Source organism: Chelatococcus sp. KU-N122 (assembly GCF_055391085.1).
Genome location: NZ_AP043981.1, coordinates 6192704 through 6205999 on the forward strand (window position 1 = coordinate 6192704; position 13296 = coordinate 6205999).

The following is a 13296-nucleotide window of genomic DNA, read 5'->3' on the forward strand; positions in this document are numbered from 1 at the left end:
TGTAAGGTTAACGGCGACTTTGGCGACGGGCGCCCGGCACAAGTGCCTCGCGACAGTGCGAAACATCCGGGCCCGGCAACGGCGGCGTGCATTCGACCTGCGCCGGGTTAGGAAAAAATGGCGTCGGCATCTATCCCGCCGCGTGGCGGAGAGCCGGCTGAACGTCCCGGCCGGGGTTGAATGTTCGGGCGGCGTACGATTAAAGTTCGCAACTAGGACAAATAGCCTTCAAAATAGTCATTTTGCTGCTGCTGAGGGTAGGCGAGCGATGATCGGCATTGGACAGCTCCTGAACAAGCGGACCTTTCCGCAGCAAACGGTGACCACCCCGCCGAAGGAGCGGTTGCGGCTTCCGCAGCAGCGTGAGCCCGGCAGCGAGGTGCAGGTCGAAACCCAGGCCGAAACCGAAGTCGAAGCCGTCCGTCCCGCGCCGCCGCCGCCCGACGCCACCCACGAGGCAGTCCGCTCGCAGCTGGCCGACTTCTCGCAGAGCCTGGGCTTTCTCACGCAACTCAAGGGCTCGGCGTCGGAGCTGCAGCAGGCGATCGGCTCCATCCTCGACGATTTCGAGCGGACGCGCATCGAGCATGCCGCGATCAGCAAGGAGCTCAAGGCCGAGCGCACCCATCGCGCCGACCTCCTGCGCGACGTCGCCAAGGCGCAGGAAGACCTCCAGACGGCCCACCAGCACCGGCTGCACTTGGAAGACACCGTCGAGCGCCATCAGCTGAATGTGCGGACGTTGGAATCCGACCTGTCGGGTGCCAACGAGTCCGCGACGTTGCGTGAGGCCAAGCTGGCGGATCTTGAGCTGCAGCTGGCCCAGGAGCACTCGGCAAAGGAGCAGCTGGCCGATGAGGTGGCGTCGTACCGCGATCGCTTCGAGGCCAGCCAGAACGCCCTTGCGCAGATGGAGACCGACCTGCGCAAGGAGACGCAGCAGGTCTCGTTGCTGAGCGAGGAGCTGGAGAACCTGAAGGCTGCGCTTGACGACGGCGGCCGCAGGCTGGCCAAGCGGGAGCGCGAGCTGTCGGACTCCGACAACGCCCACAAGGCCGCCATTGCGCGCATCGCGGAGCTGGAGAACAGCGCCGCCCAGGTTGATACGGCCCACAAGAACCATGTGAGGGACGTCGGCGAGAAGCTCGAATTCTACCAGTCGCAGGCGTCGTCGCTCGAGGCCAAGCTGGCCGCCACCGGCTCACGCGCCCAAGTGGCCGAGCAGCTGCTGGGCCAGGTCCGTGACGAGCTGAAGCAGAAGATCGACGCGCTGGCGGCCGCCGAGCGGCAGCTCCTCAAGGTTACGCTCGAGCGCAATGGCCTGGACAAGCGCGTCGCCGACCTCAGCAAGGAGCGCGACAAGACCGAGGCGCGCTGGCAGGAGACGAACGACATCAACAACAAGCTCGCCGAGCGCAGCCACATGCTGGTCGCCAACTTCAACTCCAAGGAGCGCCAGTACGACACCATCCAGCAGCGCCTCAACGACGTCTCGCAGGAGCTCACCAACGCACGGGCGCAGATCCGCAACAACGAGCAGCGTTTCGACTCGCGCGTCGTCGAGCTGACCTTCCAGCTCGAGCAGGAGCGCATCGCCCGGCGGCTGGCGGAGAAGTCGCTGGAAGTCTCGCGTCAGAACATCGAGGACCTGCGGCGCGACCTGTTCCACGCCCGCAGCCTGAGGGGCGGGACCAGCCTCTCCGTCGTGCCGGCGGACGACGCCGCCGCGGTGTCGGTGCCGGACGAAGCGCCGGCCGAGAAGGACGAGCTGGCTGCGCCGAAGACGATCACGGGGCCGGTCAACACCGCTGCCGAATAAGGCCGCTCGGCCCCTCGGACCGGGACGAGAGCCCCGCGGCGCCGTTAGCAGCCGTGCAGACGCGGGCCTCGGCTAGACGGCGCCGCTCGCGTCCCTGCGTCGCCTCACCCGTGGCAAAGGCGGCTCCGAGCCTCTGTCCGTCGACGTCAGCTTGCGACACGGGCGCGCAGCGCGGTGGGGATAAGCCGCCGGCAACTGCGGGTAGACCAGGGCCGAAAGCCGGCTATAAGGGGATGGGAGCCAGCGGATCATTTTCCGATTGCCGTTGCATGCTGTTCCGGTGACGAAATGATCCCGGTCTCATCTGAGCGAGACAAGAAGCTTATTCGATATCTGAGCGTTCTTCGAGGTCATACGATCTCATTCTGCCAAGAAGATAGCCGGAACGAACAGCCCTTTAATAAGCTGACGGAAGTTTTTCGGCTGTTTGCGACACAGCCGTGCTTCGTGACGGCCAAATTCGTCGAGGAGCCTCAACGGCGATTTTATCTCACGGAACGAACGGTTTATTTTTTCAAAGGGGAGGGAGATCAAGAAATATACGTTATTCAGGACGAGAAGCCGGGTAAGCTCTACATAACTGAGCTGATTTGACTATAGTGCCGGCGGATATACCGGCTGATCATCTTGCTTACTGGCCTCGACTTTGTCCGGGCGTCGTTCCCGAGCAGGCCATCTGGTGCGAGCTCCAGGATCGACGGGAGCTACGGGATCGCCGGTAGAGATCGCTGTAAGCCTCGCGCCAATCCGGGCGAGGCTCGGCAATGCGTTCCTCGTCGGCGGCACGTAAAGCGAGGTCGCGTCCTCGCCGGTGACGGCGAGACGTGCGGATGCCTCGATCCAGGACCCCATATGGGCGGCAACAACCCCGAGCTCGGCCGCGGCGGCGCGGGGGCATGCCTCAAGGAGCCGCTCCGCGGCCCGCGCTACGGCGTCTTTTGCTGGCTGGCTGGCGCAAGGAGCGGCGCGGCGGCGCCAGAGCGGCGGATGAGCGCCTTCACGTCCGGGCCGACGCGCGGATCATCCCAGCTGCCGAAGAATTCGAAGGGCAGCTCGGCCGAGGCGGACTTGAGGCCGTTCGGCTGGGGCGCGACCGTACCGTTCACGGCGAGGGTGCGATCGGCGACCGACATCTGGCCCGAGAGCGTTGCCTTCATGCTGGCCGTCGACACGGTCGCGTCGGTCAGCTCGACGACGCCGCCGGAGATCGCCAGCGACAGTCCGGCCTGCTCGAACGGCGTTCGGCCCCCGCGCCACTCGGAGGCCGCCGACAGCGGCCGCCGTTCGGCGCGGCGCAACAGCTCGCTGAAGTCGATGCCGACGATCTCGCCTTGCCGGACGGTGATGGTGCCGCGTCCGCTGAGGGACCGCGCCAAGTCCATGATGGAGCCGCCGTTGGCATCCGCCAGGATTTGCATCGAGCCCGTGCCGGCGATCCGCCGTACGTCGAACCCGTCGGCCAGCGCGGAGGCCAGATCGACGCGCTCCATCACGCCTTGCAGGCGGGCGTCGATGCCGTTCTCCGACGGCTGCAGGATCAAGCGGCCCTTGACGTTGCCACGATAGGCTGAGGCGCGGCTGAGCGCGATCTCGAAGCGGCCGCTCCGGAGCATGATGCTGGTCGCCAGATCTGCCATGGTGAAGCGACCGAGCGTCGCGCGAGACGCGGAGACCCGCAGATCCAGGTCGCCGCCGAGAATGGTGCTCCGCTCGATCTGATCGCGCGTCCATGCTCCATCGCTGTCGAGGCGCGGCTTCAGCGGGCGGGCGAAGCGCGACAGGTCGAGCGCATCGGCGGCCAGCGTGCCGGAGAGGGCGATGCGTCCGCCCTCGATCCGGGCCGACACCGCGCCCTCCATCTGATCGTCGCCGACGGCCACGGTGGCCGTCGAGATCGCCAGCCCGCGCGGCGACAGCGTGGCCGCCCCGGAGACCGAGAAGCCGTCGATCAGCTGGGCGAACGGCAGGCCTACGCCAATCCAGCGATCGACATCCGCCAGGGAGTCGGTGCCGCACGTGACCTGGCCGTCGAAGCGGGTGCCGCCTTGGGAGAGCGTTCCCCGGCCGAGCAGCGAGAACCGGTCGGCCTTCACCCTCAGGCTGATGTCGCTGTCCCGGCTGGCGCTCAGCTCGGTGGGGTTGAGGCCGGCGAGCAGCACGTCGACGGAGCGGCCCCCATAGGAGAATTGACCGGCCAGGCCGATGGCCCTCGCCGGATCCGGCCAGGCGACGACGACGTTGAGGTCCTTCAGGCGGTCCTCGACACCGTTCGGCCGCTCGAATTGGACTGTCCCGCCGACGACGACGAGCCGCGGCACATGCGGGTAGCGGCCGACGATGCCGGCTCCGGCGGTGCGCGTCAGGCGCTTGAGCCACTCTTCCCACGCCTCGAACGGCTGCGACTCGGTCGCCACGCGCAGGGTCGGCTCGAACAGCGTCACGTCGGACAGCTCGAGCTCGCCGCGCAGCAGCGGCAACAGCTTCACTTCTCCGCGGAACTGGGTCGTCCGCAGGCGGACCCGGCCGTCCTCGGAGTGCAGCGCCACCTCTTCCATCTTGATGCGCGGCGCCGGCAGGAAGGCGAGGGTGGTGCGACCATCGACCTCCAGGTCGAGGCCCGTGAGCGCTTTGACGTGCTTGCCGATGCGTTGGCTGGCGTAATCGTTCGCAAGGGTCCAAGGCGCCATTCCGACGCCCAGGAGAGCGAGGCAGGCGAAGGCAATCAATAGAACACTGCGTCTTCGCATTTGACCTTGCGTGTTGGGGGCGTCGTGAGGCACGGGCGAATCACGTCGCCGGCGCCCGTCCACCTTCTGGCATCAAGCGGCGCAAAACGTCAGAACTGTGTCAGGCCCGCTTTATCCCGGGCCAAGCACCAGCTATGACGACATTTCCTGTGCGGCGCAACATGGCGGCACGGGCTCCGCTGCGTCATGGCGTTCGCGGCAAAAATGAGCGATCGTGCCGAGCGCTCCATTCATGGGAGAATCTGATGCGGAAGGTATATCGGGACGCAGTCGAAGCCCTCGCCGGCCTTCTCAGGGACGACATGGTGATCATGTCCGGCGGGTTCGGCCTGTGCGGCATACCCGATACGTTGATCGACGCCGTCAGGGCTTCGGACGTCAAGGGACTGACCATCATCTCCAATAACGCCGGCGTCGACGGGGCCGGGCTCGGCGTGCTGCTGGCCACACGCCAGATCCGCAAGATGATTTCCTCGTACGTGGGCGAGAACAAGCTGTTCGCCCAGCAGTATCTGGCCGGCGAGCTGGAGCTGGAGTTCAATCCGCAGGGTACCCTGGCGGAGCGCATCCGCGCCGGCGGCGCCGGCATTCCGGCCTTCTACACCAAGACCGGTGTCGGCACGCTCATCGCCGAGGGCAAGGATGTTCGCGAGTTCGACGGCGAGACCTATGTGATGGAGCGCGGACTGGTGGCCGACCTGTCCCTCGTTCATGCCTGGAAGGCCGATAGGGAAGGCAACCTGATCTACCGGAAAACGGCCCGCAACTTCAATCCGATGATGGCGACGGCCGGTCGCGTCACCGTGGCCGAGGTCGAGCATCTGGTCGAGCCCGGCGAGATCGAGGCGGACAGCATCGTCACGCCCGGCATCTACGTGCAGCGCATCGTGCACGTGCCCAACCCCGACAAGCGCATCGAGCAGCGCACCACCCGTCCTCGCCCGTGACCTGAGGAGGCATCATGCCCTGGACCCGTGAACAAATGGCCGCCCGCGCCGCCAAAGAGCTGCGTGACGGCTTCTACGTCAATCTCGGCATCGGCATTCCGACCCTGGTGTCCAACTACATTCCAGACGGCGTGCACGTTCAGCTGCAGAGCGAGAACGGCATGCTCGGCATGGGCCCCTTTCCCTACGAGGGCGAGGAGGATCCGGATCTGATCAACGCGGGCAAGCAGACGATCACCGAGCTGCCGACCACCAGCTATTTCTCGAGCGCCGACAGCTTCGCCATGATCCGCGGCGGCCATATCGACCTGTCGATCCTCGGCGCCATGCAGGTCGCCCAGAACGGCGATCTCGCCAATTGGATGATCCCCGGCAAGATGGTGAAGGGCATGGGCGGCGCCATGGATCTGGTCGCCGGCGTCAAGAAGGTCGTGGTGGTGATGGAACACACCGCCAAGGCCAAGGACGGCTCGACCGAGGCCAAGCTGCTCAAGGCCTGCACGCTGCCGCTGACCGGCGCCGGCGTCGTCGACATGGTCATCACCGACCTGGCGGTGTTCGACGTGGCGCCGGACGGCCTGCGGCTCATCGAGCTTGCGGACGGCGTCAGCGAGGCCGACGTCCGCGCCAACACCGAAGCCGACTACCAGGTCGCGCTGTCGAACGCCTAGGGGCTTGCCGCAGCCTTGCTGGCTGCCCCTTCCCCGGCGGATGACCGATGGTGGCGGAGGAGTTTAGCAGATGGCTCGGCGGGCTGCGGATGTCGTCAGACGCCGCGGCCCGCCGAGGGGGACTTCACTTGAAGCCCAGGAGTGCGCGCGCCTTGGCCCACAGTTCGCCGATGCTCGTCCGGTGCGCCATCGAGCGGGCGCGCTCGGCGATCACCTGCGAGGTCACGCTGCCGAAATAGTGGCAATCGCACAGCAGATGGTGCGCTTCCCCAGGATTGAGCTTGAAGAACGTGATCGCGTCGCCGAAGCGATCACCCGCCAGTCCACGGCGGCGCAGATCGGGGTCGGCATAAGCTACCGTCAGCGGTGAATCGTCCGTCCGCATCCGCAGGCGCTCCTGGTGCGGGACAAACTCGACGCGAGACAGCAGCCTGATAGGGCCTTCGTATCCCTCCAGCACCGCGGCGAAGCGTTCCAGGCGCTCCCGCCGTATCGCCCATGGGGATTTCTGCGTCTCCAGCTTGAACGCGACAATATTCACATCGTCCCTGATCTCGTCCAGTGATGTGTGCTTCATCTTTCTCTCCTCGGCGACACAAAGGCCCGTCGCAGGACATCCGTACGGGCCTCTGAACCGTTTAGGTCGTCATCGGGCTGCGGTCTGATGAGGCGGATGCTGGCGCTGGTACATCATCCAGATTTCCGCCGCGGCGAGGATCGTGACCAAGGCACCGATCACGACGTGAACCGTCATGGCCTGACCCTGGAAGCCCAGGACCCAGGGGGAGACGAGCACCCACAAGCCCACGAGCAAGTTGAGCCACTCTTCCCACACGGCATAGGCAGCGAGCGCGGCCACCGAGAGCGCGGCGATCACGATGCCTGCGATGTAGGCGTTCTGCGAGGGAACTCCCGCCGGGAACGTGAACACCCAGGGCGAGCAGAACAGCACGGCGCCCAGGATCAGATTGGCGACGTCGCACATCTTGGCATTTGTCCATTCGCTCATGGCGTCCTCCTCTCGACGGCATCGGGCACGCCGCCCGGCCGTCGGGCTTCATGCGGCCGCCAGACCCCACGACGATCGTGGCCGTCCGGCCGGCCGAGCATTCTTGCTGGCTTCATGGATGGGCGATTGCGGCGTCCGCTCGGTGCACGCGCGTCGGTCCGCGCCATGTCTTGGCAGGATGGACGCGGGCCGCACCCGCTCGCTTCAGTGCTTTGTCTCCGCCGCGGGCTCGGACAGGACGTCACGCGCGCCGAGGCACCGGCCCGCCGGCCTTCGCCGCCGGCCGGGCTCCAGAATTCGGCGATGTCTCGAACGCTGGCTATTCCCATGGTGAACGCCCTGCGCACTCGCCGCGACAGGCCGGGGCCGATGGGCTCCTCACACGCCTGCGCTGCGCGGTGCGGCGGAATGGATCACCGCTTCTGGCGCTAGCCCGTAAAAACGCGCGGCTCAAAGCGCCCCACGCACCAACGGGGATGGGGGGCTGCGAGTTCCATCGTCACAGCTATTTTACTGCGGACGAAGGGATATGCTCCTTTGCGGACCCGCATGGCGTCGCCGTCGGGGCCGGAAACGGGCGCGCCAGCGCGTCCGCCGATCGGATGGGATCACCCGATCGGCTCGGAAATGGTCACGATTGACGCCGGAATGCCGGTGCTGGAAGTGCCCGCGGGCGGGCGGCTCGTCAGGCCACCTTGACCATTCGCTTGCCGCGGTTCTCGCCCGCGAGCAGGCCGATCAACGCCTGCGGCAGGTGCTCCAGGCCGTCGATCACATCCTCCTGGACCTTCAGCTTGCCGGCGGCGACCCAGGACTTGAGGTCCGCCGCCGCGACTGCGGCGTCAGCCTGGAAATCCATGACGACGAAGCCTTCCATGCGCAGGCGCTTGACGACGAGGAGGCCGGGAACACCGCGCACGCCGCGGGGCGTCCCCGTGTCGTACTGGGAGACCGCGCCGCAGCAGGCGATGCGGCCCTGCATGTTCATGCGGAACAGCACCGCCTCCAGCACGTCGCCGCCCACGTTGTCGAAGTAGACGTCGATGCCCTTGGGCGTCGCCGCCTTGAGCGCCTTGTGGAAATCGCCGGCCTTGTAGTCGACGGCGCCGTCGAAGCCGAGTTCGTCCACAAGCCAGCGGCATTTCTCCGCACCTCCGGCGATGCCGACCACGTGGCAGCCCTTGATCTTGGCGATCTGGCCCACGAGCGAACCGACCGATCCAGCTGCGGCTGAGACCACCACGGTCTCTCCAGCGACCGGACGGCCGACCTTGAGCAGCCCGAAATAGGCCGTAGGCCCGGCGATGGCGTAGAGGCTGAGCAGATGCGTCAGCGGCTCGACGCGCTCGAGCCGGGTCACCGCGCTGACAGGAAGCGCGGCATACTCCTGCCAGCCGGTGTCGGCGAAGACGATGTCGCCCACGGCGAACCCGGGCGCCTTGGTCTCGACCACCTCGGCCAGTGCGCCGCCGGCCATCACGGTGCCGGCCTCCACTGCGGAGCGATAGGTCGCCCCTTGCATCCAGGCGCGATTGGCGGCGTCGAGGCCGACGTACAGGACTTTCAGCAGCACCTCGCCATCCTTGGGTGCGGGGACGGCTGCCTCGGCGAGACGGAAATGCTCGGCGCCGAGCTTGCCCTTGGGCGTCTCGACGAGCTGGATCTGACGATTGGCGACCATGGCGTTTCCTCCGGTGTAGCGGCCCCAGCTTCGACGGCTGCGGTACAAATGAAAACGGCAGCGCCAAGCGCTGCCGCCAGTTCACCAAGCGACTACAAGCGCTTGTCGACGAATGTTGACGGCGGGCTCAAAGCCGCTCGACGATCGTCACGTTGGCAAGGCCGCCGCCTTCGCACATCGTCTGCAGGCCGTAGCGCTTGTTGCGGGCCTTGAGCGCATGCAGGAGCGTAGTCATCAGTTTGGCGCCGGAGCAGCCGAGCGGATGGCCGAGTGCGATGGCGCCGCCGTTGACGTTGAGCCGCTCGGGATCGGCGCCGGTTTCCTTGAGCCACGCGACCGGCACCGAGGCGAAGGCCTCGTTCACCTCGAACAGATCGATGTCGTCGATCTTCATGCCGGCCTTCTTCAAGGCCAGCTGGGTCGCCGGGATCGGCGTTTCCAGCATGATGACCGGGTCGCCGCCGATGACGGTGAGATGGTGGATGCGCGCCATCGGCGTCAGCCCGAGCGACTTGAGGCCCTGCTCGTTGACGACGAGGATGGCGGCCGAGCCGTCGCAGATCTGGCTGGACGTCGCCGCGGTGATGGCGCCGCCCTCCTGGAGCAGCTTGACGCCCTTGATCGCCTCGAGACTGGCATCGAAGCGAATGCCCTCGTCGACGGTGTGCTGCTCCTTGGTGCCGTCCGCCGTGGTGATCTCGACCGGCACGATCTCATCCTTGAAGACACCGGCCTGGGTGGCGCGGATCGCCTTCTGGTGGGAGTTGTAGCCGAACTCGTCCAGCTGGTCCTTGGTCAGGCCGTGCTTCTTGACGATCATCTCGGCGCCGGCGAACTGGCTGAACTGGATGCCCGGGTAACGAGCCTCCATCCTCAGGCCCTTGTAGTTGCCGAAGCCGCTCTTCTCCGGCAGCAGCGACGGCAGGCCCATGGGCACCCGCGACATGCTCTCGACGCCGCCGGCGACGACCACGTCCATGGTGCCCGACATCACCGCCTGGGCGGCGAAGTGCAGCGCCTGCTGGGCCGAGCCGCACTGGCGGTCGACCGACGTCGCCGGCACGCTCTCCGGCAGACGCGAGGACGAGACGACGTTGCGGGCGACGTTCACCGACTGCTCGCCGGCCTGCGACACGCAGCCGAAGATCACGTCGTCGATGCGGGCCGGATCGATGCCGGTGCGGTCGAGCAGCGCGTCGATGGCGACGGCGCCGAGGTCGGTGGGGTGCCAGTCCTTGAGGCGCCCGCCCTTACGGCCTCCCGCAGTACGGGCGGCGGCGACGATGTAAGCTTCAGCCATATCTTCACTCCCAACGGGCCTTGTCGCCCTCAATGGATGGTGCTGGATCCGATGCGGCGCTGAGCCGCCCGGGCTTGCGGCGCCTGCATCAACCGGTCGCGCCAATCGTCGCGGCCGGGCGTGTCGCCCCAAAACCCCATGCGCATCGACGGGCTTCGGCCGGCCCCTGACGACGCGTGTAGCTCCACGATCAACATCTGTCCACCGCGCGCACTTGAAATTCTAACGATCGTTTGGTCAATGTTGTCAAGCGAGGCCCGGGAGCCGAAAAGATGAGCCCGTCCGGCTACCGCCGGACAGGTGGACGGGCGGTTTTCACGGCGGATCCGACGGGTTACGAAGCGCCAGGTCGACGCGTCCATGGACATGATCCGCGGGAGCCCGACCGGCAGGAGGAAACGACAATGGATTTCAACATTCCGCCCGAGCTGCAAGCCTATCTGGGCGTCCTCGACAAGTTCATCGAGGACGAGATCAAGCCGCTGCAGAGCGCGGACGACAACGAGCGCTTCTTCGACCACCGTCGCGAATGGGCGCGGACCGATTTCGACAACGGCGGCCTGCCGCGCCACGAGTGGGAGGAGCTGCTGAAGCAGGCCAAGCGCCTGGCCGACAAGGCCGGCCACTTCCGCTACGCGTTGCCCAAGGAGTTCGGCGGCCAGGACGGCTCGAACCTGGGCATGGCGATCATCCGCGAGCACCTCGCAAGCAAGGGGCTCGGCCTGCACAACGACCTCCAGAACGAGCACTCGATCGTGGGCAACCAGCCCATCGTGCTGATTCTGCGCGACTTCGGAACGCCCGAGCAGAAGCAGGACCTCATCCCCAAGCTGCTCGACGGCCGCGCCCGCATCACCTTCGGCCTGACCGAGCCTGACCACGGCTCCGACGCCACGCACATGGAGACGCGCGCGGTAGCCGAGACCCGCGGCGGCGTGGCGGGCTGGCGCATCGACGGCCGCAAGATGTGGATCACCGGTATGCACGTGGCCACGCACTGCATGTGCTTCGCCCGCAGCAGCGGCAAGGATGGCGATGCCAGCGGCATCACCGCCTTCCTGGTGCCCGCCGACGATCCTGGCATCGTCATCGAAGAGTATATGTGGACGTTCAACATGCCGACCGACCATCCTCGGCTCAGCATCACCAACGTCTGGGTGCCCGACAGCGCCATCCTCGGCCCGCTCAATGGGGGCCTCGCGCTGGCGCAGCACTTCGTGCACGAGAACCGCATCCGCCAGGCGGCGTCCTCGCTCGGTGCTGCGGTCTACTGCATCAACGAGAGTGTCAAATACGCTCGCCAGCGCAAGCCGTTCGGCGAGGCTCTCGCCGTCAACCAGGCCATCCAGTTTCCGCTGGTCGAGCTCGCCACCCAGGCCGAGATGCTGCGGCAGCTGATCCGCAAGACCGCCTGGGAAATGGATCAGATGTCCAAGCCCGAGGTCGCCAAGCGCCTCTCCGACAAGGTGTCGATGTGCAACTACTGGGCTAACCGGCTGTGCTGCGAGGCGGCCGACCGGGCCATGCAGGTGCACGGCGGCATCGGCTATTCGCGCCATAAGCCGTTCGAGCACATCTATCGCCACCACCGCCGCTACCGCATCACCGAGGGCTCGGAGGAGATCCAGATGCGCAAGATCGCCGGCCACCTGTTCGGCTTCATGGGGCCGCGCAAGGCCGAGTTCGAGGCTCTCGAGCGGGCGTCGGGCGCCAGCCGTACGGCAGCCGAATAGATGACGGACCAGGCACCGGGCCCGCAGCCGGCGCTGGCGGGCAAGCTTCAGCGCATCGTCGCCCGCCATATCGGCGGACGCGGCGAGATCCTCAGCCTGCGCCGCCTCACCGGCGGCGCGACCAAGGAAACCTGGGCGTTCACCAGTGAGATCGAGGGCGCCGAGCGCGCCTTCATCCTCCAGCTCACCCGCGCGGCCCCGGCGCACGCGGCCGACGATCCGCGCGCCGGCATGCCGCGGGTATCGGGGGCCGACGAAACCTTGATGATGCAGGCCGGCATGGCGGCCGGCGTGCCGACGCCGCCGGTGCGCGTGGTGCTCGGCGACGACGACGGCCTCGGCTCCGGCCACATCACCGACTTCGTCCAGGGCGAGACCATCGCCCGCAAGATCCTGCGCGAGCCCGAGTATGTGCAGCTGCGGCAGCGTTTTGCCGACCAGTGCGGCGAGGCCGTGGGCCGCCTGCACGCGATCGACCCCAAGGGCCTGCCGTTCCTGGTGCGGTTCGAAGCCGAGCCGCAGATCGCCAAGTACAAGCAGATCTATCGCGGCTACGGCGTGCCCATTCCGGCGCTCGATGCCGCGTTCAGCTGGGCGGAAGCCCATTTGCCGCGGGGAGTCGAGCCGTCGGTCGTGCATGGCGACTTCCGCATGGGCAACATCATCTGCGGCCCCGACGGCATCCGCGCCGTGCTCGACTGGGAGCTCGCCTGCCTGGGCGACCCGATCGCCGACCTGGGCTGGCTGTGCACCAAGACCTGGCGCTTCGGCGGCCCCCATCCGGTGGGTGGCGTCGGCTCGCGCGAGGACCTGATCGCCGGCTACGAGCGGGCCAGCGGCCGTATCGTTGATCGCGACCACCTGGCCTTCTGGGAGGCCTGGGGCTCGGTGAAGTGGGCGGTGATGTGTCTGCTCAAGGGCCAGGCGCACAAGCGAGAGCCCGAGGAGCGCACCGTCGAGGCCTTTGCCATCGGCCGCCGCATGGAAGAGCCCCTCTACGACTTCTACGATATCCTCACGGGGAGAGCCTGAGCATGCCGTCCAGCCTGCCGCCGGCGCCGGATCTCGTTGCCATCGTGCGCGAGTTCATGGAGCGCGACATCCTGCCCGACGCCAAGGATGCCATGTGGTTCAACGTCAAGGTGGCGACCAACCTGCTGGCGATGGTCGAGCGCGAGCTGCGCCAGGGGGCGGCGCTCGACGCCGCCGAGGACGAGCGCTTGCGACAGTTCGTGGACGGCGACGGCCGCGAGGAGCGCCTGGTCGCCCTGTCCGACGCCATCCGCTCGGGCCGGCTCGACTGGCAGAGCGACGGGCTGGCCGAGCATCTGCGCCAGACCTGCGCCGAGGCGCTGGCGGTCAACAATCCGAAATGGATCGGCTGAGCGC

At 66.9% G+C, this 13296-nt stretch carries 11 protein-coding genes; 6 read left to right on the plus strand and 5 right to left on the minus strand.

Features of this window, described 5'->3' with window-relative positions:
• The first annotated feature begins 268 nt into the window (after window positions 1-268).
• Window positions 269-1819, plus strand: a complete 1551-nt coding sequence (locus ACZ5PO_RS28160; protein WP_464185467.1) for a hypothetical protein — start codon at window positions 269-271, stop codon at window positions 1817-1819.
• A 926-nt stretch (window positions 1820-2745) separates the two neighbouring features.
• On the opposite strand, the gene ACZ5PO_RS28165 is transcribed toward ACZ5PO_RS28160, so the two are convergent.
• Window positions 2746-4566, minus strand: a complete 1821-nt coding sequence (locus ACZ5PO_RS28165; protein WP_464185468.1) for an AsmA family protein — start codon at window positions 4564-4566, stop codon at window positions 2746-2748.
• 245 nt (window positions 4567-4811) lie between these two features.
• Between ACZ5PO_RS28165 and ACZ5PO_RS28170 the strand changes: the two genes are divergently transcribed.
• Both ACZ5PO_RS28170 and ACZ5PO_RS28175 read left to right on the plus strand, forming a co-directional pair.
• Entirely contained in the window at window positions 4812-5513 is a 702-nt protein-coding gene (locus ACZ5PO_RS28170; RefSeq protein ID WP_464185469.1) for a CoA transferase subunit A, read from the plus strand.
• 14 nt (window positions 5514-5527) lie between these two features.
• Entirely contained in the window at window positions 5528-6184 is a 657-nt protein-coding gene (locus ACZ5PO_RS28175; protein WP_464185470.1) for a CoA transferase subunit B, read from the plus strand.
• 124 nt (window positions 6185-6308) lie between these two features.
• Here ACZ5PO_RS28175 and ACZ5PO_RS28180 read toward each other — a convergent pair whose 3' ends face one another.
• From ACZ5PO_RS28180 to ACZ5PO_RS28195, 4 genes are all read right to left on the minus strand, one after another.
• Window positions 6309-6761 (minus strand): hypothetical protein, encoded by a 453-nt coding sequence (locus tag ACZ5PO_RS28180; RefSeq protein ID WP_464185472.1) that lies wholly within the window; start codon window positions 6759-6761, stop codon window positions 6309-6311.
• Between the two features lie 69 nt (window positions 6762-6830).
• The gene (locus ACZ5PO_RS28185; RefSeq protein WP_464185473.1) at window positions 6831-7193 is read right to left on the minus strand and encodes an SPW repeat protein; all 363 of its coding nucleotides are present in this window, start codon (window positions 7191-7193) and stop codon (window positions 6831-6833) included.
• Between the two features lie 685 nt (window positions 7194-7878).
• A complete protein-coding gene (locus ACZ5PO_RS28190; RefSeq protein WP_464185474.1) occupies window positions 7879-8874 on the minus strand; it encodes an NADP-dependent oxidoreductase in 996 nt (331 codons plus the stop codon).
• A gap of 127 nt (window positions 8875-9001) precedes the next feature.
• Window positions 9002-10174, minus strand: a complete 1173-nt coding sequence (locus tag ACZ5PO_RS28195) for an acetyl-CoA C-acetyltransferase (protein WP_464185476.1) — start codon at window positions 10172-10174, stop codon at window positions 9002-9004.
• Window positions 10175-10578: 404 nt separating this feature from the next.
• Here ACZ5PO_RS28195 and ACZ5PO_RS28200 point away from each other — a divergent pair, with 404 nt between their 5' ends.
• From ACZ5PO_RS28200 to ACZ5PO_RS28210, 3 genes are read left to right on the plus strand one after another with little or no spacing between them, the layout of a single operon-like run.
• Entirely contained in the window at window positions 10579-11907 is a 1329-nt protein-coding gene (locus tag ACZ5PO_RS28200) for an acyl-CoA dehydrogenase family protein (protein ID WP_464185477.1), read from the plus strand.
• A complete protein-coding gene (locus tag ACZ5PO_RS28205) occupies window positions 11908-12939 on the plus strand; it encodes a phosphotransferase family protein (RefSeq protein ID WP_464185479.1) in 1032 nt (343 codons plus the stop codon).
• A 2-nt stretch (window positions 12940-12941) separates the two neighbouring features.
• A complete protein-coding gene (locus tag ACZ5PO_RS28210; protein ID WP_464185480.1) occupies window positions 12942-13292 on the plus strand; it encodes a DUF6285 domain-containing protein in 351 nt (116 codons plus the stop codon).
• The last annotated feature ends 4 nt before the right edge of the window (window positions 13293-13296 follow it).

Excerpts from the sequence above, each read along its gene's own strand:
- ACZ5PO_RS28170 (WP_464185469.1), top strand. The coding sequence starts at position 4,812 with ATGCGGAAGGTATATCGGGACGCAGTCGAAGCCCTCGCCGGCCTTCTC.
- ACZ5PO_RS28160 (WP_464185467.1), top strand. The coding sequence starts at position 269 with ATGATCGGCATTGGACAGCTCCTGAACAAGCGGACCTTTCCGCAGCAA.
- ACZ5PO_RS28205 (WP_464185479.1), top strand. The coding sequence starts at position 11,908 with ATGACGGACCAGGCACCGGGCCCGCAGCCGGCGCTGGCGGGCAAGCTT.
- ACZ5PO_RS28190 (WP_464185474.1), bottom strand. The coding sequence starts at position 8,874 with ATGGTCGCCAATCGTCAGATCCAGCTCGTCGAGACGCCCAAGGGCAAG.
- ACZ5PO_RS28185 (WP_464185473.1), bottom strand. The coding sequence starts at position 7,193 with ATGAGCGAATGGACAAATGCCAAGATGTGCGACGTCGCCAATCTGATC.
- ACZ5PO_RS28210 (WP_464185480.1), top strand. The coding sequence starts at position 12,942 with ATGCCGTCCAGCCTGCCGCCGGCGCCGGATCTCGTTGCCATCGTGCGC.
- ACZ5PO_RS28175 (WP_464185470.1), top strand. The coding sequence starts at position 5,528 with ATGCCCTGGACCCGTGAACAAATGGCCGCCCGCGCCGCCAAAGAGCTG.
- ACZ5PO_RS28195 (WP_464185476.1), bottom strand. The coding sequence starts at position 10,174 with ATGGCTGAAGCTTACATCGTCGCCGCCGCCCGTACTGCGGGAGGCCGT.
- ACZ5PO_RS28180 (WP_464185472.1), bottom strand. The coding sequence starts at position 6,761 with ATGAAGCACACATCACTGGACGAGATCAGGGACGATGTGAATATTGTC.
- ACZ5PO_RS28165 (WP_464185468.1), bottom strand. The coding sequence starts at position 4,566 with ATGCGAAGACGCAGTGTTCTATTGATTGCCTTCGCCTGCCTCGCTCTC.
- ACZ5PO_RS28200 (WP_464185477.1), top strand. The coding sequence starts at position 10,579 with ATGGATTTCAACATTCCGCCCGAGCTGCAAGCCTATCTGGGCGTCCTC.